Consider the following 21,845-nt stretch of genomic DNA (forward strand, 5'->3'; position numbering starts at 1 on the left):
CGTTTTAGTCTATCTTCATCATACGCATCTTCTATTTTCGCGGCGTCCACCCGCAGGTTGATTTTCAGAGAGCGGGATACTTGAATGTTGGAAATGATTCGTGGGAAAATAAGGATGATTATGTAGATAAGGGAGATGAGCTTTTGAAAAAGGTAACGCTTGGACGAACTGATTTGCAGGTAAATCCGATAGGGCTTGGTACGAATGCAGTAGGTGGACATAATTTATTCCCGAATCTTAGTGAGGATGCTGGACGGGAGCTTGTGGAGACGGCTCTTGATCAAGGTGTCAATTTCTTAGATTCTGCTTTTATTTATGGGCTGGGCCGTTCAGAGGAATTAATCGGTGAGATCATTGCCAAAAGAGGCGGCAGAGAAAAGCTTGTCCTTGCGACAAAAGGAGCTCATAAGGAAGTAAACGGGCAAATTGAACTTGATAACAGCCGTGATTTCTTAAGAGAGCAGGTTGAAAATAGCCTAAAACGACTGCAAACAGATTATATTGATTTGTACTATATGCATTTCCCGGATGGACGTACGCCGCTCGAAGAAGTAGCAGGCACATTAAAGGAATTGAAGGACGAAGGGAAAATCAGGGCAATCGGTGCATCAAACCTTGATTTTGAGCAGCTTCAAGCCTTTAACCAAGATGGTTACTTAGACGTGCTTCAATCAGAGTATTCTCTACTGAAACGTCAGGCAGAGCAGGAACTTCTTCCATACTGCGTCGAGCATGGTATTTCCTTTATTCCTTATTTCCCATTGGCATCAGGCTTGTTGACTGGGAAATTTACAAAGGATGCGACATTTGATGATATTCGAGCAAAGGACCCGCTTTTCCAAGGAGATGCATTCCTTTCAAATCTCGAAAAAGTAGACAAGCTGAAGGCCATTGCTCAATCAAAGAATGCAGAAACAGCACACGTCGCACTCGCTTGGCTCTTAGCTCAGGATGGCATTGATGCTATTATTCCAGGGGCAAAACGAGCAGACCAAGTCCTGCAAAATCTAAAAACAAACGATGTTCAACTAACTGAAGAGGAAATTAATCAAATCGACAAGATTTTCTCTTAACACGAAAAAAAGGTGCAGCTATGCACCTTTTTTTTATGACATTGTAAGAGGGATTTTGATGACGAGCCGCAAATTTGGAGAACGGTATGTGAAATCAAGTGTACCGTCTGCCTTTTCAACAAGCTGATGAATGATATACGTCCCCATGCCTTGATGATCGCCGCCTTTTGTCGAGCGGCCAAAAGTTTTGAATAAATGATCTAACACGTGTTTTTCCATACCCTTTGTGCTGTTTTCACAATGGATTAAAAATAGCCCGCTCCGAATAGAGGTTGTGACCGAAATGCTGCCCTCTTTTCCAGCTTTCTTTGCTTCAATCGCTGCATCTAGGGCATTATCAAGCAGGTTGCCAGTAAAACTAACCTGATCCGCCTTTGAAAAGGGCAGCGATGAAAAGGGAGCTTGAAGGTCTAGTGAAAGTGCAATGTTCTCTTTCTCAGCCCGCTCCAAAAAGGGGTGAAGGGTAGAGGCTAAATATGCATTTTCTCCTTTCATCCATGGGAAATGTTTGACGTATTGCTGAATCAAATCTTTGATCTCATGCTCGTCGTTCGACGCCGAAAAGGCATTTAAATGTCTGGCTGTTTCATGATGTTTACTGCGCAGCTCAAGAAGTAATTCGTTGGTTCTAGCTTCTGCGTTTATTAGCTCTTGAAGCCGTCCACTTAACTGATTCTCTGTCTGCATCACCTTCAATGAGAGGATATCGACTGTCAACATGATGGTGAGCGCCAAAAGACAGCTCAGCCCATTCTCTTGCGTTAGAAACAGCAAAAAGCCTGCACAGGTGATGAGTATAAAAGCACCTAACATCACATAACCACTCGTATGAGGTAAAAATCTTTTGTACATGAAGAATGTATAAACACACATCGTGCAAAAGGTAAGAATCCACAACACAATTGAGGATAGCGGCAGGAAAGCTTCAGCAGCTGTATGAAACGCAAGACCCAGCCATATGAGGGCATAAATGCGAAATCCAAGATAGAAAGCGTTCACGTTCGTTCTCCTTAAAAATAGTATTTCTTAAAGAATTCTAATTGCTGCTTGGTCATCATGGCTTTTTTATCTGTCCCTTCAAAAGACACGATAAACGAATTTTTAGCATACGCCGAGAAATTCTTAATGTAATGAATATTGATGATAAACGATCGATGGGAGCGGATAAAATCTTTTTCAGCCAGATCACCCTTTAACTCGTTTAAAGTTTGATATGTCTGGATTTCTCCTGTTGTTGTCACGATAGTTGTTGACCGGCCCGTTCGCTCAACAAAAATGACATCCTTTTTCTGCAGCACATGAATATCTGACTGCTGCTTAATGAGAAGTCGCCCATGAATGCTTTTCTCCTGTTTGGTGGACATATAGCGCTCTAAGCATTTGGCAATGCGATCAGCTTGGTAGGGCTTCATAATATAATCATGTACATTCAAATCAAACGCATGGACCGCATATCCACTGTTTCCTGTCACAAAGACCACATCGACATTCAGTGCGTGAGAGTGAATGAGGTCCGCCAATTCATAGCCGGACATTCCAGGCATTTCAATGTCAGCGAACAACAGATCAATGTCTCCTTGTTTGACCTTCTCATATGCATCCTCTGCTGACTGTGTGACAAAGACAATGTCCACAGCCTCCATTCTGCCCACAATGGCGTGCAGCTTTTCTAAATCTACTCGGTAATCATCGACGAGACCTACTTTTATCATAAAAATCACCTATGACTCTTCTTATTATTTGTCTATTTTACCATTTGTTTTTTTGAAATAGATCATTTCAAGACAGAAAAAGGACGTTTCGCGACATTTTTATATCAGGCAAGCATTATTTTTTCTATCATAGACTTAGAAAGTAAAGTTGAAAGGGGCGAACCAAATGATTACTCTCAGCGATTGCAGCTGCTGGTTTAAAGATAAGAAAAAAGTCGTGAAAGCGATGAAACATATGACGTTCTCCGTGAAGGAAGGGGAAGTCGTTGGTATCCTAGGAGAAAATGGTGCAGGGAAAACGACATTATTGCGCGCCGTAGCCACATTATTAGAGCCTACGCACGGGTCAGTCACTGTCGCAGGCTTTGATACGGTGAAAGAATCAACGGAAGTGAAAAAGCGAATTGGTGTCTTGTTTGGCGGTGAGACGGGGCTTTACGATCGTTTGACGGCACGAGAAAACCTTGAATACTTTGGCAAATTGTATGGCTTAGATCAGCATGAAATCAAAGCAAGAATAGAGGATTTGGCAAAGCGTTTTGGAATGAGACAATATATGGATCGCAAGGTGAAAGGATTCTCAAGAGGGATGAAACAAAAGGTGGCGATTGCCAGAACGTTAATTCATGATCCTGACATTATCTTATTTGATGAGCCGACAACAGGCTTAGATATCACGTCGAGTAATATTTTCAGAGATTTTATCCATCAGCTCAAGCAGCAAAATAAAACGATCCTCTTTTCAAGCCACATCATGGAAGAAGTCAGCCAGCTTTGTGACAGTGTCATGATGATTCATCAAGGAGAGCTTGTGTACAAAGGGACACTTTCAGAATTATATACTCAGGAACAAAGTGATGACTTGAACTATATCTTTATGTCGAAGCTCGCTAGGGGGATTTCATAATGTGGAAAACCGTCTTTTTGAAAGAAATGACAGATGCGCTGAGAGATCGAAAAACGTTGCTCTTAACCGTGCTAATTCCTCTTTTGACCATGCTTGGACTGGTGTTCTTTTATGAAAGCATGATTGCAGATCCAGGGGATAAAGCCTATACAGTCGCCATCAATGAACAGCTTCCAGCCGAAATGAACCAAATGATCAAAGAGGTTAAAAACCTAAACCTTGAAACATTTGATGATCCGCAGCAAGCCGTCAAGGATGGAGAGGCAAATGCTTACCTGGAAATGCCGAAAGAGGCAGGCGATATGCTCAAGCATCAAAAGCCATTCGCTATTAAAATTCATGGATACACGACAGATGATGATTCGGTCATCACCGTTCAAATGCTGCAATCAATGCTGGAGCAATATCAAAACCAAGTGGTCGAGAAGCGTTTAGCAGCGGATCAAATCGACACATCCGTTATTCATCCGTTTGAGGTGCAGTCCGTTGATGTAGAAGAAGGGGATGAAGGGGAAAACGGAGTGACCGCTATGCTGTTGTCGATTCTCCTTCCGATGATTTTGGTGACCTCCGTCATCTCAGGAGCTTTGCCGGCTGCGCTTGATATTGTAGCAGGTGAAAAAGACCGAAAATCAATTGAAGCCTTATTCCTGACACCTGCCAGCAGACTCCAGATTCTCATCGGAAAATGGCTCGCTGTCTCTATGTTCGGTATTTTAAGTGGAATTGTGGCGATCGGCATGCTGCTCCTATCCACTTTGCTCTTTACAGAAAAGCTGAAGCAGGCTCTGAACTTTGGTGATCAAATGTGGAGCATTATTGGCGTCATGTTTGCGGCGTTAATCATCTTCTCCTTCATGGTATCCATGATTGAATTGCTGCTCAGCGTCATTTCGGGCTCAGTCAAAGAAGCGCAGTCGTACATGTCCATGATCATTACGCTAGGTGTGCTCCCGATGTTCTTTACCATGAGAGCAGGTGCTACGCAGCTAGATACGTATTACTTTGCGGTCCCATTCCTTAATATTCATGCGCTTTGTAAGCAACTGATGTTTGGTATCATCGATCCGGTGGCTGTCACTTTGACACTCGGCTCCTCAGCCTTGGCAGTCGTTATCCTGTTTGTCATCGTGAGAAGCTTGTTTATGAAAGAAAAATGGATGCTTGCGAAATAAAGAAAGGAAAACTTGTAGATTTTTTCTACAAGTTTTTTTATATTCGGAGATTCATATAAAAAAGGCTCGGGATAGAATTGTTATGGCATAATGGAAGAGGAAATGACATAATCATCCTATTTTTACTAAAGAGAGGAGGTGGAGATATGTCTTATCAAACAGATGACGATGATGTGTTAGGACTATGTAATATATATGCTCAGCAAACACACCATTTTGAAGCCTTTATTTTGGGAAATAGGAAAGGCTTATTAGAACTAAGAAATGCAATAGACAAGGCTTTAGAAACCGGTTGTTCTACTTCAACATTATTTCCGTCTGATTATGAAGGATATGATGTCTATGTTGCTTTAGTAGAAGAGGAGCAAAGGTTTAAAAAATTAACGACTCCTTATGTAGAGGAATACGCACAAGAGGAAGATGCGGTTGATCCAATTGAGATCATTAAAGAATATGAAGCTAAAAAGGGGAATTCCGTATAAAGAGATTCCCCTGCTTGTGAACTCGTTTGCTAGTGAATCAAATGTCTATGGATTTGGCTTGTCATTGGGTTTTGTCCAGTACTTGATGTCTTCCAATGCTCTTTCAATGTCATCCATATCGTCAATTCCTAAAGTACTATCAAATTTCGAAGATAGTATCTTTCGTACTTTAGCGAGCCTTTGAGTGACCTCCCACTCATCTATAAATCGTGTGGTTTCTGTTTCATATTCTCCTCTATATGCTTCCTCACCATACTGATGAAATTTTTCACCATAATAAGAACCCATGTTATGCAAAGACAAAAGAATCAAATTCATTTCTTTTAATACCTCTAACATTTCATCACCCGTGTAGGTGATGTTTTGATTAGACTTTAGCATTGACTCCCACCCTTAAAATAAGAAATGTTGATATACGCCGCAACCAATACGCTTGTGTTCATCATATTAAAAAAACCCCCGGGATCGGGGGTTTCAGCGTGTAGACAAACCCTCGCATTCTTTGTCAGTTCTGCGCTCCGGTGCTCACGAATGTCAAATTCGCTCCGCTCCGGTGCTCGCCCTTCCTAGACTGCAAAGGTTTTCTATCACGCTGAAAAGAAGACAAAGGGCTAAAATAAAGATCATTTTAGCCCTTTGTCAACAATCTGAAACCCCCGGAATCGGGGGTTTTTCTTTAGTTCTTGATGAATTTCTCAACTAATGAGCTTGTTTTGTAGTCGTTCAAATCGAGTTTCCATTGGTCGATATCATTTTTCTTCATGTTCACTTCTACTGTTTCTTCAGAAGATGATGGTCCTAATTTTTTAAATTCATCTGGATAGATAGAAAGTAGATATTTCTGTGCATCATCATAAGATGCTGAACGGTTTTTGCTGTAGAACTCAGTCGCTTTCTCTTTCAAACGATCGACAAGCGGACTTGCATCGATTGGTGTAAGAGTTACAGTCACGACAGCTTTATCACCACTGATCGCTTTTGTTTTTGTTGATACTTTTGATTTTTCAGCTAATGTTTCTTTTACTGCTTTTAAAAGCTTATCAAGGTTTTCGTCCTTCGCTGAGCTAGAAGAAATACCTGATGAAGTGATGTAACCTTGTTTGAATGATTTATCGAATTCATTCACAACAGTTGATTTGTTATCACCTGTTAGTTTTTCGAAATCGTCGTTTTTCTTACCAAAAATCATCACATCAATATAAGAAGAAAGAGCTTTTGCAGATGCTTGTAGTGTATCTGCTTTTTTCATTAAGTCTTTTCCTTTAATATCGAATTCTAGTGTTTTGTCATCTTTTTTCGATCCACTGCCTGGCTCTGTGTAAACAAGCTGATAGTCCTTGTCTTTGTCAACAACAAAGAATAGACCGCCTTTTGTTACTTTATCAGCATTTAAAGAGCTTGAAGATAATACTTCGTTGTAGTCATCTGGAGAGATCGTAGATACCTGTGCGTCATCTTGGTAAAGTGTGAAGTTGCTTTTATCAACATTGAGAGGCTCTTTGCTGATATTTTTTACAGATACATTCACTTTTAGTACATACTGATCATCTTGTACAGATGTATCGTATTGAGGTGGTAATGTGTACTCAGCACTTTCTACCTTTACTTCTGCTGCATCAAGAGATTTTTTGGTATCGTTTTCTTTCGCAGCTGTTTTGTCTTTACCACCACTACAAGCGGCAGCGACAACAGTTACACACAAGATCAGAAGAAACAGGGATAATTTCTTTTTAAACATGTCGTGTTTTCCTCCTCGGGTTTATGGTGAATTTCATTGAAAAGCTGTAGTTCATATCGTTCTTTTTGCACAAAAAGAAAAATACTGTATGTTTTTTACTGTAGAATGAAGCGAAAGTACTGTCAATACCTCAGTGCGTTTCCGAGGTTGATTGGCTTCAAGTAGTAAAAATGACACTAAGTTGAGAGGAGAAACTTGTAATTTATTATTTGATATCTCCTGTAGAAACTCAACATTTTATATTTTAAGGTTTTGAGTCGGATTATTGAATAGGTTCAAATGACTGTTTTTGAAGATGATGTCGCAATTAGAAGGATTTTTATGACTTGTAAATGAGTATATAGTAATGAATATTTTTTCCTGCTATGTGGATGATCACTTGGTTCGTGTGTTGTTGACAGCAAGACACATGTCCAGCAAATTTAGACAGGCTGCCCGACACTGAACGTGCTTTTTCATGTCAAAATGGCAGTCATCTACACAGAAACGCTACATAAAATAAAAGAGAAATGAAATGGAGGTGGATGTATGGCAGTGGTAAGAGCGACAAGCTCTGATATTGATTTAATGGCCAGACTGCTGAGAGCGGAGGCAGAAGGTGAAGGGAAGCAAGGGATGCTGCTCGTAGGAAATGTGGGCATCAATCGGCTGCGTGCCAACTGCTCTGACTTTAAAGGGCTGCGTACGATTCCACAAATGATTTATCAGGAGCATGCATTCGAAGCGGTCACGCATGGGTACTTTTATCAACGAGCACGAGAAACTGAAAAAACACTTGCGCGGAGAAATATTAACGGAGAACGTTTTTGGCCGGCAAAATTCAGCCTTTGGTATTTTAAACCGCCTGGCAATTGTCCAGCGACATGGTATAATCAGCCGTTTGTGGCAAGGTATAAGTCGCATTGCTTTTATCAGCCAACCGCCGAAACGTGTGAAAATGTCTATAACACCTTTTAGCTTGATGAAACGCACAATCCTCTTAGAGTACGAATGCAGAGGGTTGTGTTTTTGTTTTTTCCAAAATGGGTAACCATTGTGTATCAACAAGATGAAGCACGTGAATGGAGGAAATGATGATGTATCAAGATTTAAAAGGGAAAACGGCCATTGTCACAGGCTCTTCAAAAGGAATTGGACAAGCGATCGCATTGCGGTTTGGACAAGAGGAAATGAATGTGGTTGTAAACTATAAAGGCGATGAAGATGGAGCTGAAGAGACGGTACAAGCCATTCAGAAGCACGGAGGTGGGGCGGTGAAAGTACACGCAGATGTCTCCAAAGAGGAAGGCATCCAAGCTATCATGGATACAGCATTGGAACATTTCGGTACAGTAGATGTATTCGTCAATAATTCAGGCTTTAACGGGGAAGAAGCGCTACCGCATGAGATGACGCTGGAGCAATGGCAAAACGTCATCGATGTGAACATAACAGGTGCATTTTTAGGCGCAAAGGCTGCGCTCGCCTATATGATGGAGCATGACATCAAAGGATCTATTTTAAATATTTCCAGTGTCCATCAGGAGATTCCGCGCCCATTCAACGTTCATTATTCCACTTCAAAGGGCGGAATGAATATGATGACAAAGACGCTGGCTCTTGATTATGCCGAAGCAGGTATTCGAATCAATGCGATTGCGCCAGGTACCATGGCAACCGAATCAAATGATGATTTGCAGGATGAACAGAAAAAACAAAAGCAGCTTGAGAAAATTCCGATGAGAACCTTTGGTGAACCGAAGGAGATTGGGGCCGCTGCTGCATTCCTCGTTTCTAAGGAAGCGGCATATATCACAGGCACCACCTTATTTGTGGATGGTGGAATGACACTTTATCCTTCTCAAATCAATGATTAATCCGAAAAACATCCGCCTGTTCAGCCGGCGGATGTTTTTTGTTCGTAGCGTTGTGTAGCTTTGGCTCGTTTGCCGAGCAGCATCGGGTACTTGCTCAGGAAGGAGATACATGGCACCATGAGCAGCAATGTGCCGATCGTATAAAAAAGTGTCCAAGAGAGCTGCGCTGTATCAGCAATATTGATACCAAGTCCATAAAAAACAAATGCTTTCATGATATCAATACCGGCAAACTGCAAAACAAGAATGACAATAGAATTTCGTCCTAGATACGTCAAAATAGGGGATGTTTTCAATTTAAAGCTTAAATAAATCACGGCAGCTGAACCGAGCAGAGCACATGCATAGAAAATAAAGAGATCACCGTAGTCGTTGACGCGCATATCGATCCGTGAATTAAAGCTCTGCATGTAAGCCGTCAGCACAAGCAGACCTGTACATAAAAGCAGGGTTGGATCTGTTTTTAATTCCACAAACCACTGCTTTGCTAAAAATCCAATCGAATAAAACACAACAGCCGTCAAGGCGACATTGGCATTCCAAGGAAGACTTTGATCTAAAAGCAAGGTAGAAGCATATCCAGCACCTCCGCAAAGAATAGTCAGCAAGATCACGGCAGCAGGTCTCCCTTTTGAAAGACGATGCATAAAGAAAAATAAAATTTCCACTAAAAAGAGTGTCGTTAAAAACCAAATCGCTGGGTTATGTGTAAGTCTTGCTTCATCTGCATTGGATATGAAAATACCTGTAAACGGAACGAAAGGGTCGATATCCGTTTGTCCTTTGAATGCGAAAAAACGAGTAACGGAGAACCAAAATACATACGTAATGATGGAGAAATAGAGATAGGGCAGGAGTAAGCTTTTGGCTTTTTTCTGAATAAATGACAGAGCAGGGGATGAGGATGATCGAAACATCATGCCTGATAGTAAAAAGAAAAGCGGCATATGAAAAGAGTAAATGAATTGCTTGAGCGAATCTGGAATGGGCACATGCGCCATAACCACGAGCAGAATGCCGATTCCTTTAGCTGCATCTACCCAATCGAGTCTCTTTTTCATGTCTGTCATCTCCTTTTTCTCAGCGTCGTAAACCGTTCATTGAATATGTACCTCTACTATATAAAAGGTACACCTCTTATGCGTTTACAGTTCGCTAACGATTAGAAGACACATTTGCGATTAGATGACAGAAGGAAGGATTTTGACATCTTGATGTTACATTTCCCATTTTTTATGACAATGTAAAAAAAGAAGCCTGAAAAGCTGGCTTCAAAATAATTCTGCTATTCGCTTGTAGGAGCGTTGTTTTTCAATCGGATCAAAGGAATTGTTCAGAATCATGATGTCATCCGTTTGATAGCGGTCCATCAAGGTCTGTAATTGCTCTTTCACCGTTTTCTTCGAGCCGACAATCATCCGCTGGCGGTTTTGCAGCACTTTTTTCTTTTCCTGCGTGGTGTAGTGATAGGCACTTGCTTCTTCTATAGAAGGAACGCGGCTGTCCAGTCCTTTTTCAACACGCAGCAGCCATAAATCTGTACTGCTGGCGATCCGATCTGCTTCTTCATCTGTTTCACCGCAGATGACAAAGACGGCAAACATAGATTGTGGCTGCCTAGAAAAGACAGATGGAGAAAAGTGTGATCGATACGTCTCAAATGCTTGTTTGCCGCGTGCAGGATGAATAAAGTGGCCAAAAATATAGTTGATTCCAAGCTCCGCCGCCTGTATGGCACTATTTTCTCCTAGTCCAAGCAGCCAAACCGGCGGATGAGCATCAACAAGCGGAGCAGCTTTCACACCTGCATGCGGATGACCAGAAGGCAGGCTATCTGATAAGTAAAAAAGAAGATCCTTCAGCTGGCGGTCAAACTGAGACAGATCTTTATGCACGCTGTCCGTCAAAGCGAGTCTCGTCCTTTCAATCCCGCCCGGGGATTTGCCGACTCCGATCTCAATCCGTCCAGGATAAAGGGCTTCAAGCTGCCGCGTGACCTCTGCTACTTTAAAAGGACTGTACTGAGGAAGTAAAATGCCGCCAGATCCGGTACGCAAGGTCGATGTATGAGCCGCAATATGAGCCATTAATATTTCAGGCGCTGTACTAGCGAGCCCCCTTGTGCTGTGGTGTTCAGCGAACCAATAGCGCTCATACCCAAGCGTTTCAGCCAGCTGAGCCAGCTGCGTTGTATGAATCAATGTCTCCTGAGCAGACTGACCTTTAGGAATGGCGACTTGATCTAATATATGAAGTGATGGCATCATCAACATCCTTTCAACAACATGCTGAATATAAGTATAAAGAAATCAATGGATGGAAGGAAACGAAAGGGTTTATCCTTTGAACACATGCTTTTATGTTTTCTATATCAACATATGAAACCACATCTTACGCTCCTTATCAGCAAGAGCTGCTCGCCGGGACCTTTCGACAATGTTTCACATGAAACACTTCATTTACGACATGAACTATTTTCAATGTGCATCTTTCTTTAAAAAAATATAAAGTGTTTGAAACCTATCTTGAACATAGATCGTATATACTAGTAACTAGAAAAAAGAGTAAGAGGCTCCAATGTCATTTCATGAATTTTGTCGAATTTTCATGTATGATGATTTTAATAGGGTCCATCGCTTAATAAATAGATTTTTATTATGCTGGAGGAGTGATTGATTTGGCGATTACATTAGAAAAAGGTCAACGTATTGATTTAACAAAAGGGAAAGCAGGGCTAACGAATATTCTTGTTGGACTTGGCTGGGACCCTGTATCACAAGGCGGAGGATTTTTAGGAAAGCTGTTTGGCGGCGGAGGCGGCGCTGATGTTGATTGTGATGCTTCAGTGCTCATGCTGAAAAATGATAAGTTTACGGAAAATAAAGATTTGATTTATTTTGGCAACCTAAAAAGCAAATGCGGCAGTGTTGAGCATACAGGTGACAACCTGACTGGTGAAGGAGACGGAGATGATGAACAAGTCCTCGTCAACTTGAGCAAGGTGCCGGGTAATGTGAATAAATTGGTGTTTGTCGTGAACATTTATGATGCCCTTAGAAGAAACCAACACTTTGGTATGATTCAAAATGCTTACATTCGCATCGTTGATCGTTCAAATAATCAAGAATTAGTGAAATATAATTTAAAAGATGACTATGCAGGAAAAACATCGTTAATCGTCGGAGAACTTTACCGTCAAGAGAATGAGTGGAAGTTTGCGGCTCTTGGAAATGGTACAAATGATGCGAAGCTTGCCGATATTACGAGAAACTACATTTAAACAGAAGGGAGAGGTTCCTAGTGGGAATTTCTTTAGCGAAAGGTCAAAAAATTGATTTAACAAAAACGAATCCGGGTTTAACAAAAGTAGTCGTTGGTCTTGGCTGGGACGTCAATAAGTATGACGGCGGACATGACTTTGATTTAGACGCAAGTGTATTCCTTTTAGATGCGGCAGGTAAAGCAAGCTCTCCATCTGACTTTGTCTTTTACAACCAAACAACTGGCGGAGGCGGCAGTGTCGTACATACAGGCGATAACCGCACTGGTGAAGGGGACGGAGATGACGAGCAGGTCAATGTTGACCTTGCAGCTGTACCAGCAAGTATTGAGAAGATTTCATTTGTCATTACAATTCATGATGCAGAAGCGCGCAGTCAAAACTTCGGACAAGTGTCTAACGCATATGTACGTATTTTAAATGCGGCTTCGAATGAAGAACTTATTCGCTACGATTTGGCAGAGGATTTCTCAATTGAGACAGCCATTATTGTAGGTGAATTATACCGTCATGGCGGGGAATGGAAATTCTCAGCTGTCGGATCAGGCTATCAAGGCGGTCTTGCACGCATTGCAACGGACTTCGGCTTAGATATCGGATAACGATAGTTTCCTATTTTCAAAGACAGGAGAGATACGAATATGGCGATTCAGCTTTCAAAAGGACAACGTGTCGATTTAACTAAAACCAACCCAGGGCTGACGAAAGTGATGATCGGTCTGGGCTGGGATACGAATAAATATTCTGGCGGAGCCGAATTTGATTTGGACGCTTCGGCTTTCTTGGTGGATGCAAACAATCGTTGTCAGCAAGATACAGATTTTGTGTTCTATAATAACCTTCAGCATCCGAGCGGCAGTGTCACTCATACAGGTGATAACCGGACGGGTGAAGGAGATGGAGATGACGAGCAAATTCTCGTTGATTTCTCGAAAATTCCTGCTAACATTGATCGTATCGGAATTACAGTTACGATCCATGATGCAGAGACGCGCAGCCAAAATTTTGGACAAGTCTCTAATGCATTTGTTCGTGTTGTAAATGAAGAGGGCGGGGAAGAATTGATTCGCTTCGATTTAGGCGAAGACTTCTCAATTGAAACAGCTGTTGTGGTATGTGAATTGTACCGACACGGAAGTGATTGGAAGTTTAACGCGATCGGAAGCGGATTCTCTGGCGGACTTGCAGCTCTTTGTCAAAATTATGGGTTAGAAGTGTAAATAAGAGAAACAAATCAATTCAAGAGGTGCTGTCAAAAACTCATATGAGGGCCTTTTCCAAAGTGAGAAAGAAACAGCGATCAAGAATAGCAGCAGGCGAAAGCCTGCTGATGCTTCTACACTTATAGGAGGAAAACCAGTTGGACATTTTGAAACATATGTTGGATACATATGCCTCGTTTTTTGATTGGCATATGTGGGCAGAGGTGTTAACAGACCCTGTCTCTTGGGGGCTTATTGGGACGCTTGTCGTGCTTGAAGGATTGTTATCAGCAGATAACGCACTTGTATTAGCTGTGATGGTGAAACATTTACCGGAAAAGCAGCGTAAAAAGGCATTAACCTACGGATTAATTGGCGCTTATTTCTTCCGTTTTCTATTCATTGGCGTAGGGATGCTGCTTATTAAATTCTGGTGGATTAAGGTTCTTGGAGCTGCTTACTTAGCATGGCTTGTCATTAAGCACTTCTGGTTAGGCGATGGCGATGATGAAGCGAAGGAATTGAAAAAAGAAGGCTGGTTGATTCGGGTATTTGGTATATTCTGGGCAACCGTTATCTCTGTAGAAATTATGGACCTTGCCTTCTCGGTTGATAGTATTCTTGCAGCATTCGCTGTATCTGAGGAAGTATGGATTCTTCTATTAGGCGGAATGCTTGGAATTCTCATGATGCGTACAGTGGCACAGTTGTTCCTTGTTCTTATTGACCGTATCCCAGAACTCGAGAATACAGCGTTTATTCTTATCGGGATCATTGCGATCAAAATGGGCTTGAGTGCTGCTCACATTGAAATCCCGCATCTTGTATTCTTTGCAATTATTATCCTAGCATTTATCGGAACGTTTATTGTTCATAAAATCAATAAGAAGAAACATCAAGGTGTAACAAACGAAGCTGCGGCTTCAAAAGAAGAATAGGACGATCAAAAAGGAATGGAGTTGATTAGCGGCTCCATCCTTTTTTGAATCATCAAGTCATTTGTTCGATTTTCTCTCAACAACAGGAGGTGGCACAGCATGCGGTATTTTCAGTTTTTATCAGAGGCGAAGCAGCACGATATTTTTTTCAAAAGGCCGGTGGCGATGCATTTGATGACGCCAAGGCACATACTTGCGCATGCATTAGGTGCTACTTTGTATATGCCTGCAACAAGACAGGATATAGCAGACATGCTGCTGTCGCAGAAATATGAAGCGCTTTGCTCTGTTGTATTTTGTTTAGAGGATGCCATCGGTGATCAAGAAGTGGAAATGGCTGAGCAGAATCTAGTGGTACAACTCGCCAAACTGTCGGACAAATTGACGCATACGCCTGAAACGGCTGAACAATTGCCGCTTTTATTTATTCGGGTTCGTTCACCGAAGCAGCTGCTCAAAATGGCAGATTTGCTAGGTTCATCTCTTCATTTATTGACGGGTTTTGTTTTTCCAAAGTGTTCTATTCATAATGCGAAGGATTATTTGGACAGCTTGAAACAGGTTTCAGCACAAACGAAGACAAAGCTGTACGGTATGCCCATTTTGGAAACACCCGATTTATTAGAAAAAGATACAAGATATACGGTGCTGTCAGAGTTAAAGCAGATCATGCTGAATGATGAAGAATATATTTTGAATATTCGTATTGGGGCAACGGACCTTTGCGGCTTATATGGCATTCGCCGTGACCGTGACACCACCATCTATGAAATCAGATTGATTGCTGATTTGATCACAGATATGATCAATTATTTTGGCCGTTCCTTTGTTGTATCAGGTGCAGTATGGGAGCATTTTGGCCCTGCACGAAAGGAACAAAAACCATTCATCCGTGCGCTTTCTAAGGGCGGTGAGCTGTCCTTATCTGAATTCGATGATGTACAAGGTTTACTCAAGGAGACAAAACTCGATGTAGCCAACGGCATACATGGGAAAACAGTGATCCATCCAACACATCTCAAGCCAGTGCAAAGCATGTACGTTGTGACAAAGGAAGAGTACATGGATGCATTAAGTATTTTAGAACATGCTGACGGCACAGTTGGCGTAATGAAGAGTGCCTTCTCTAATAAGATGAATGAAACGAAGCCCCATTACAGGTGGGCAGAGCAGATATTAATTAAGTCAGACATTTACGGGGTGTTTCATGAAAATAGAAGCTATATCGACATACTCACAGAATCAGAAGCGACATACGCTGAACATCTTGGAACATATGGAGGTTGAGCTTGACCTCAAAGAAGGTGCGCTCCAGCTGGAGAAAGAGCATCTTTTTGAGATGGCAGCAAGGGTGAACAAAAAAAGAGCCTTTTTATTCGTTAGTAAGGTGCTTGGAAAGCATATTCCTGTTCATCCAGTGAAACCGCTCCTTGTCTCGGGTCTTTTAGCGATGGCATATGCCAAAGAGCAAACGGGACAGACGCCTCCGTACAAAGATTTTCTTGTAGAGGCACTCAAGACGGATGATCACGCGGCGTTAACGGCAGCCTATGAAACACTCAAAAAAGAAAAGCTAGCAGCTGGCAATGAGCCTGTCGTCATCGGCTTTGCGGAAACCGCAACAGCCCTTGGACATGGTGTGTATGATGTGCTAGAAGGCGCATCTTACATTCATACGACACGTGAACAGCTGCTGGGTCTTGACCCGTCATTGGTATTTGAAGAAGAACATTCGCATGCAACAGATCAGCTTTGTTATGCAGATGAAGCATTACTTCGCACAGACCGCCCCATCGTGTTAGTAGATGATGAAGTCACGACAGGCCGTACAAATATCAACATCATTCGTGACCTTCATGCAAAGTACCCGCGGCATTCTTATACCATTCTTTCCATTTTGGACTGGCGGACGGAGGAGCATGAGAAAGCCATGTGCCAGCTTGAAGAGGAGCTCGGAATTCACATCACATCATTGTCCTTATTAAAAGGGCAGATGGTCTTTAGAGGCAAAACGCTTGATGAACCAGCTTATTCGTATGAGATTGCGGAGCAAGAGAAGCCGCCAAGTCTCTCTTTTCATTCTCTTCAATCTTTCTTTAAGCAAGTGCCGTATTCACTTTCTCATGCAGCAAATTCGGCTGGTCATTCGCCATATATACATGAAACGGGCCGTTTTGGTTTAAACGCAGCAGATACGGCAGCGCTCGACCAAGCAGCTGCTGAAGCGGGATTGAAGCTGCGGCAGGAACGCAAAGGAAAGCAAACACTCTGCTTAGGGACAGGTGAGCTGATGTATGTACCGATGAGACTGTCTGCACATATGGGTGAAGGCATTCGCTTTCATTCAACAACGAGAAGTCCTATTCATCCAGTCGAAAAGAATGGATACGCTGTTCAAAATGGGTTTACCTTTATGAATCCAGAAGATGCCCGAATTCAGCACTACGTGTACAACATTCCAATGGGTGAATATGATGATGTATTTCTCTTTTTTGAGAAAAAGGTCTCTCAGGAGGCATTGCTTCCGCTTATTCATTTATTTGCCGAGCGACATGTGAAGCATGTGCATATTGTGACTTTATCAGACGAGGTGAAGGTGAATGGCTAACGTGTATACAAAGATGGGAAGCTATCCAGAGCAGGATGTAACCTTCTTACTCAAAGATTTATCCTCTATTGAGATGGAGAAAAGTACAGAAGAGCGGGAGCGTTCAATTCAGAGTGGTGCGCATTATTCAGAAATGCTGCCAATTGAATATAAACCAACGGCATCTTATATGACTTTATTCTATCAATCTCTTGAAGAAAGTAAGGAAAAGGTAGCCGAAGCAGTAGCTGTTGTAGCAGAACAGATTGTGAAAAAGCGAGGCTTCAAAACCGTGCTTTGCAGCTTGGCGCGTGCAGGAACACCGATCGGGGTGCTAATCAAACGATATATTCGAAAGACATATGGTATCGATCTGCCTCATTACAGCATCTCTATTATTCGCGATCGCGGAATAGACGAGAATGCACTGCATTATATGCTGAAAGAACATCCAGGTTTTGAAATTGCTTTTATCGATGGATGGACTGGAAAAGGTGCGATTTCGAAAGAGCTCGAAAAAGCTGTGATTGATTTTGAAAAAAAATATGGCGTGCGTCTTTCGAGTGAGCTGGCTGTACTGGCTGATCCTGGCTATTGTACACATGTATATGGAACGAGAGAGGACTTTCTTATTCCAAGTGCCTGTCTGAATTCGACGGTATCAGGGCTTGTCAGTCGTACGGTATTAAACAACCGCTGGATCAATGCCGATGATTTCCATGGGGCAAAGTATTATAAAGAGCTGCTTGATGAGGATGTGTCCAATCAGTATGTGGATACGATTGAAGAAGCATTTTCCAGCCTCGGACCAAATGTACAAGAGAAAGCAGAAACCATACTTACGCAAGGGACGCCGGCAGATTGGCGCGGAATGGCATCCATTGAAGCAATCGGTCAGGAGTTTCAAATTAAAAATACCCATTTGATTAAGCCGGGTGTTGGTGAGACGACCCGTGTGCTGCTTAGAAGAATCCCGTGGAAAATCTTGATTCAGCCTGGATCTCAGGAAAAGCTGAAGCATATTTTGCTTTTGGCAGAGGACAGAGGTGTTCCTGTCATTGAATATGCCAATATGTCCTACACGTGCTGCGGGTTAATTCGCCCGCTGGAGCAAACGTCATGAAGACATATGCATTTGCCAGTGATTTAGACCGAACGCTGATTTACTCACATCGAGTGCTTGACCAGTATGCGTATGAAGGAGAGTATGATTTAGTTGAGGTGCTGGACGAACGGCCGCTTTCCTATATGTCTGTTGAAACGAAAAGATCCTTGCAGACAATTCATCAATCAGGCTGGTTCATTCCAGTGACGACAAGAACGACTGCACAGTATGAACGGATCACCTTCTTTGAGCAAGAGCTTCCACCGGAGTATGCTGTCACAACAAATGGGGGCTGTATCCTTCACCATGGCAAGCCGCTTGAGGATTGGCAGGCCATTGTTGATGAGAGACTTAGGGAGTGTATGCCAGTCAGAGAGATGCTGAGGGCGATCTCCGAACTTCCGGTTGCGGCTTGGGTGAAGCGTACTCGTACAGCAGAGGGAAGATTTCTTTATTTGATTATGAAAGATGAGTATCTATCTCACATTCCACTTGCTGAATTAAAGTTGTGGGGCGAGGAAAGAGGCTGGCAGGTTTCTCTTCAGGGACGAAAGCTTTATTTTATTCCACAGCCGCTTAATAAGTGGGATGCTGTTGCTTTTCTAAAGGACAGGCTGAAGCTTGAATACGTCTATGGTGCGGGTGATTCCCTGTTAGATGCGGGGCTCATTCGTCAATCAGATAAGGGTTTTGCTCCAAGGCATGGAGAAGTTCTCGACTTTGACCCAGAACTTGAGCCGACAGCAGCCTTTGGCATGGCCGCAGCGGATGAAATCACCGCTTCTGTCATCGAGCAGATGACGAACGCAAAAAAGCCTTCGATTCGATAGCAGAAGTAGAAGGCTGAATGATATGATAGTAGTAGCTTTCGAGAAAATATAGGAGAAAGGAAGGAGCGGCGTGAGTTATAAAGAAATCAATGTCACCCAAACACGGGCGGAGCAGGAAGCCTGGAAAAACGTGCTGAAAAAGCCGCTCCCTGAAAGAGACGGTTATGTAAAGGACGAGAATACGTTGTCCTTACCGCGTCTCGCCGCCCGGGTCCTTGGAACTCCGCATGATGCAACCGATTATTTTATTTATTTACATGAATTATACGAAACAGAAGGCATGCATATTTTAAGTGAAACGCTCAATCGTCATATTGAGCCAGAGCATTTTCAAGCGTTGCAGCGAATTCATTTGATTAACCAAGAAGAAAAGGGATTGTCCGTGAATCGCTTTGTGGCTTTTTTAGATGGTGAACAGCTGATTGTACGCCATCCAAACCCTGTGATGAACCGGCATATCCGTCTTTCATTGATCAAGGTGTTTGAGCATTTCAAGCAGCTGCATGAGGGTGGATTTCAGCATCCTGATTTCCGCCGGGTCTTGCTGGATGTCGTGAAGTTTTCAAATAACCATCTAGGTCCATGGCTGAAGGAAGTCAATATAGAAGAAAAAATGCCGGCTGTCATTTGGTATGGAGAGGCGAATAAAAGTCAGCTTTATTTTCTTTACTATGTCATGCTGATTGGCTGTGATGTTGTGCTATTTCATCCAGAAGGCGAGGATTCGTTCCGCGAATTAGATCCAGAAGATAAGCTGACTTTTATTGATCAGTACCCGGGGACTTCAAAGCTTGAGCCGTTCCCTACTGAAAAGCCTGAGAGGAAATCAACGGTGGCGTACCGCTCGACAAGAGAGCTTGAAGAGGTGCTTCACACGGAAGATTCAATGCTGTATAAGCCGTGGCAATTCAGAGATCATACTCCTCATTCCATTACGCTGAAGACAACGTATGATGAGCTGTTTTTAATTGCAAAGGAACGATCCTTTATCCGCCCGAATTTCAAAGCAGATCGGGACATGATACAGATTCCGAATCTATTTGCGAAAATGATGGGTGTCACACGAGACAAGCGTGAATACTGGGATCGCATTCACACGTTAATGGAGGGGAAAGAGACGAAGACCATTCGCCATTTTCCTTTTACGAAAGAAGTGACTTCGAATTATCAATTTCATTATCAGCATGCACTTTCTGCTACTGGAGAGATTGATCCTGAATTATTAATGAAAAGCAATGTGTGGCAGTTTTCTCATCTATATGAGGGCGCGCAGCGTGCGATAGCAGAGGCGATATCTCGAATCTGTCAGCATCCGAAGCTATTAAAAGAAGGCAATGAAACCGAATTAGATGTCCGCATTTATTTATTCAAGCAGGTTCTGCATTTGAGCCAGGATCTCATTGAACTGATTCAAACTTTTGATTATGCACAAACCGTACCGAAAGTGATTTTATACCACACGGAATATAATGGGGAGCTGACTCGTTCTGATGCGGCCGCCCTGATTTTCCTAAATGAAATGGGTGTGGATCTCTTCGTATATCATCCAGCGGGATATCAGTGTATCGAACGGTATATCGATGACCAATTATTTGATACCCATTGGCTTGATGAGATGGTCATGAACCAGGAGTTTAAAGAGCCGTCCATCGTTAGAAAGTTATTTCAATCCATTAAAAACCGATAAGGAGATCAAAGCTTATGACAAATACAAACGGAAATGACATCATTTCAATTGATAAAGAGGAAATCACGATTGAGAAGGCAGACGATATTCGCGTTCAGCTTCGAAACGAACCAGAAGTGCAAAATATTGCGAGACAGATCGATGCGAAAAATCAGCTTGAGCTTCTTGAATACGGAAAACAGCCAGCCGTTGAAATCTCTAAGTTTTCTGATCGTATCCTTTCAATGATGCGTTCGACAAGCGTCACTGACTCAGGAACAATGCTGACGCAGCTTGGTAAGATTATGGATCGCTTTGATAAAAATGATTTTGACGAACCGAAGGGTGGTTTGTTGTCAAAAATCTTTAAACGCGGCGGCAGCATGATCGAAAAGATTTTTAGTAAATATCAAACGCTCGGTGCAGAGATTGAAAAAATTAATGTAGAAATCAGTAAATACAAAGATGAAATGACCAAATCGACTGTGACGCTTGAAGAAATGTATGAGCATAACATTCAATACTACATGGAGCTTGAAAAGTATGTCGTAGCTGGTCAAATGAAAATTGAAGAATTGAAGCAATTGGTTCCTTCATATGAAGAAAAAGCAGCTAGTGGAAACCAGCTGGCACAAATGGAGCTTGATACGCTTCGTAATGGGATTCAAGCGCTTGAAGAGCGTGTATATGACCTTGATATGGCAAGAATGGTCGCGCTTCAAACGGCACCGCAAATCCGTTTGCTTCAGCGTGGGAATACGAAATTAATCGGTAAAATCAACTCTGCCTTTATCATCACGATTCCAATTTTCAAAAATGGGATCATTCAAGCTGTGACAGCGAAGAGACAAAAGCTTGTCGCTGATTCCATGAGTGAGTTGGATAGAAGAACAAATGAAATGCTGAAACGAAATGCTGAAAACATTTCAAGTCAAAGTGTGGAGATTGCCAAATTATCCGGCCGTCCAAGCATCGACATTGAAACGATCGAATCTTCCTTTAATACAATTGTACAAGGGATGAAAGAGACGAAACAGATCGAAGAAGAGAACAAGCGATTACGCGAAGATGGAACAAAACGTATGCTTGAGCTTCAAGATAATATTAAGCGGGCTGCCCTAGAGTCCTAAAAAAACAAGCTGTCTGTAACTAAAGTTGCAGGCAGTTTTTTTATGAATTTAAATAAAATTTGAGAAAAAAGGTTTTTATGTGACCATTTTCGGGTAAATCATGTTCAGGGGAATGGTTCGCCCATGATTCAAAAAAACTGCTATGACGAGGATTCGACTTATTT

At 42.3% G+C, this 21,845-nt stretch carries 22 protein-coding genes; 16 read left to right on the forward strand and 6 right to left on the reverse strand.

Features of this window, described 5'->3' with window-relative positions:
* Positions 1 to 143: 143 nt before the first annotated feature.
* The gene (locus C9414_RS14960; RefSeq protein ID WP_107163940.1) at positions 144 to 1,073 is read left to right on the forward strand and encodes an aldo/keto reductase; all 930 of its coding nucleotides are present in this window, start codon (positions 144 to 146) and stop codon (positions 1,071 to 1,073) included.
* A 33-nt stretch (positions 1,074 to 1,106) separates the two neighbouring features.
* On the opposite strand, the gene C9414_RS14965 is transcribed toward C9414_RS14960, so the two are convergent.
* Entirely contained in the window at positions 1,107 to 2,072 is a 966-nt protein-coding gene (locus C9414_RS14965) for a sensor histidine kinase (protein WP_107163941.1), read from the reverse strand.
* An 11-nt stretch (positions 2,073 to 2,083) separates the two neighbouring features.
* Positions 2,084 to 2,785, reverse strand: coding sequence for a LytR/AlgR family response regulator transcription factor (locus tag C9414_RS14970; protein WP_039176235.1), 702 nt, complete (start codon positions 2,783 to 2,785; stop codon positions 2,084 to 2,086).
* Positions 2,786 to 2,951: 166 nt separating this feature from the next.
* Here C9414_RS14970 and C9414_RS14975 point away from each other — a divergent pair, with 166 nt between their 5' ends.
* From C9414_RS14975 to C9414_RS14985, 3 genes are all read left to right on the forward strand, one after another.
* Positions 2,952 to 3,692, forward strand: coding sequence for an ATP-binding cassette domain-containing protein (locus C9414_RS14975; RefSeq protein WP_039176238.1), 741 nt, complete (start codon positions 2,952 to 2,954; stop codon positions 3,690 to 3,692).
* A complete protein-coding gene (locus C9414_RS14980; protein ID WP_107163942.1) occupies positions 3,692 to 4,867 on the forward strand; it encodes an ABC transporter permease in 1,176 nt (391 codons plus the stop codon). Before C9414_RS14975 ends, C9414_RS14980 begins: the two co-directional genes overlap by 1 nt.
* 146 nt (positions 4,868 to 5,013) lie before the next feature.
* Positions 5,014 to 5,349, forward strand: a complete 336-nt coding sequence (locus C9414_RS14985; RefSeq protein WP_047203447.1) for a hypothetical protein — start codon at positions 5,014 to 5,016, stop codon at positions 5,347 to 5,349.
* Positions 5,350 to 5,394: 45 nt separating this feature from the next.
* On the opposite strand, the gene C9414_RS14990 is transcribed toward C9414_RS14985, so the two are convergent.
* Positions 5,395 to 5,730, reverse strand: coding sequence for a hypothetical protein (locus C9414_RS14990; RefSeq protein WP_064498775.1), 336 nt, complete (start codon positions 5,728 to 5,730; stop codon positions 5,395 to 5,397).
* Between the two features lie 295 nt (positions 5,731 to 6,025).
* On the reverse strand, positions 6,026 to 7,087 hold the full coding sequence (locus C9414_RS14995) for a DUF4352 domain-containing protein (RefSeq protein WP_039176247.1): 1,062 nt from the start codon (positions 7,085 to 7,087) through the stop codon (positions 6,026 to 6,028).
* 528 nt (positions 7,088 to 7,615) lie between these two features.
* Between C9414_RS14995 and C9414_RS15000 the strand changes: the two genes are divergently transcribed.
* Entirely contained in the window at positions 7,616 to 8,044 is a 429-nt protein-coding gene (locus C9414_RS15000) for a cell wall hydrolase (RefSeq protein ID WP_039176249.1), read from the forward strand.
* A gap of 119 nt (positions 8,045 to 8,163) precedes the next feature.
* Positions 8,164 to 8,943 (forward strand): glucose 1-dehydrogenase, encoded by a 780-nt coding sequence (locus tag C9414_RS15005; protein ID WP_107163943.1) that lies wholly within the window; start codon positions 8,164 to 8,166, stop codon positions 8,941 to 8,943.
* Positions 8,944 to 8,963: 20 nt separating this feature from the next.
* Here C9414_RS15005 and C9414_RS15010 read toward each other — a convergent pair whose 3' ends face one another.
* A complete protein-coding gene (locus tag C9414_RS15010) occupies positions 8,964 to 10,004 on the reverse strand; it encodes an acyltransferase family protein (protein WP_107163944.1) in 1,041 nt (346 codons plus the stop codon).
* 210 nt (positions 10,005 to 10,214) lie between these two features.
* On the reverse strand, positions 10,215 to 11,207 hold the full coding sequence (locus tag C9414_RS15015; RefSeq protein WP_107163945.1) for an LLM class flavin-dependent oxidoreductase: 993 nt from the start codon (positions 11,205 to 11,207) through the stop codon (positions 10,215 to 10,217).
* Positions 11,208 to 11,620: 413 nt separating this feature from the next.
* Between C9414_RS15015 and C9414_RS15020 the strand changes: the two genes are divergently transcribed.
* The 10 genes from C9414_RS15020 to C9414_RS15065 all read left to right on the forward strand — a co-directional run bounded on the left by C9414_RS15020 (position 11,621) and on the right by C9414_RS15065 (position 21,681).
* Positions 11,621 to 12,223: a TerD family protein gene (locus C9414_RS15020; RefSeq protein ID WP_039176264.1), complete on the forward strand. Its 603-nt coding sequence runs from the start codon at positions 11,621 to 11,623 to the stop codon at positions 12,221 to 12,223.
* Positions 12,224 to 12,243: 20 nt separating this feature from the next.
* Positions 12,244 to 12,825, forward strand: coding sequence for a TerD family protein (locus C9414_RS15025; protein WP_039176267.1), 582 nt, complete (start codon positions 12,244 to 12,246; stop codon positions 12,823 to 12,825).
* A 39-nt stretch (positions 12,826 to 12,864) separates the two neighbouring features.
* A complete protein-coding gene (locus C9414_RS15030; RefSeq protein ID WP_034664245.1) occupies positions 12,865 to 13,443 on the forward strand; it encodes a TerD family protein in 579 nt (192 codons plus the stop codon).
* A 140-nt stretch (positions 13,444 to 13,583) separates the two neighbouring features.
* The gene (locus C9414_RS15035) at positions 13,584 to 14,363 is read left to right on the forward strand and encodes a TerC family protein (protein WP_039176272.1); all 780 of its coding nucleotides are present in this window, start codon (positions 13,584 to 13,586) and stop codon (positions 14,361 to 14,363) included.
* A gap of 99 nt (positions 14,364 to 14,462) precedes the next feature.
* On the forward strand, positions 14,463 to 15,650 hold the full coding sequence (locus C9414_RS15040) for an HpcH/HpaI aldolase/citrate lyase family protein (protein WP_107163946.1): 1,188 nt from the start codon (positions 14,463 to 14,465) through the stop codon (positions 15,648 to 15,650).
* Positions 15,640 to 16,971, forward strand: coding sequence for a phosphoribosyltransferase family protein (locus tag C9414_RS15045; protein WP_107163947.1), 1,332 nt, complete (start codon positions 15,640 to 15,642; stop codon positions 16,969 to 16,971). Before C9414_RS15040 ends, C9414_RS15045 begins: the two co-directional genes overlap by 11 nt.
* Positions 16,964 to 18,073 carry a cysteine protease StiP family protein gene (locus C9414_RS15050; protein WP_107163948.1) on the forward strand — a complete coding sequence of 370 codons (1,110 nt, stop codon included), beginning with the start codon at positions 16,964 to 16,966 and terminating at the stop codon, positions 18,071 to 18,073. Before C9414_RS15045 ends, C9414_RS15050 begins: the two co-directional genes overlap by 8 nt.
* On the forward strand, positions 18,070 to 18,885 hold the full coding sequence (locus tag C9414_RS15055) for an HAD family hydrolase (RefSeq protein ID WP_107163949.1): 816 nt from the start codon (positions 18,070 to 18,072) through the stop codon (positions 18,883 to 18,885). The genes C9414_RS15050 and C9414_RS15055 overlap by 4 nt, the downstream gene beginning before the upstream one ends.
* A gap of 70 nt (positions 18,886 to 18,955) precedes the next feature.
* On the forward strand, positions 18,956 to 20,572 hold the full coding sequence (locus C9414_RS15060; RefSeq protein ID WP_107163950.1) for a YceG family protein: 1,617 nt from the start codon (positions 18,956 to 18,958) through the stop codon (positions 20,570 to 20,572).
* 14 nt (positions 20,573 to 20,586) lie between these two features.
* Positions 20,587 to 21,681, forward strand: coding sequence for a toxic anion resistance protein (locus C9414_RS15065; RefSeq protein ID WP_034283225.1), 1,095 nt, complete (start codon positions 20,587 to 20,589; stop codon positions 21,679 to 21,681).
* Positions 21,682 to 21,845: the final 164 nt, after the last annotated feature.

The sequence above is a fragment of the Bacillus sp. Nf3 genome (assembly GCF_003028545.1).
GTDB classification, from domain to species: domain Bacteria; phylum Bacillota; class Bacilli; order Bacillales; family Bacillaceae; genus Bacillus; species Bacillus safensis.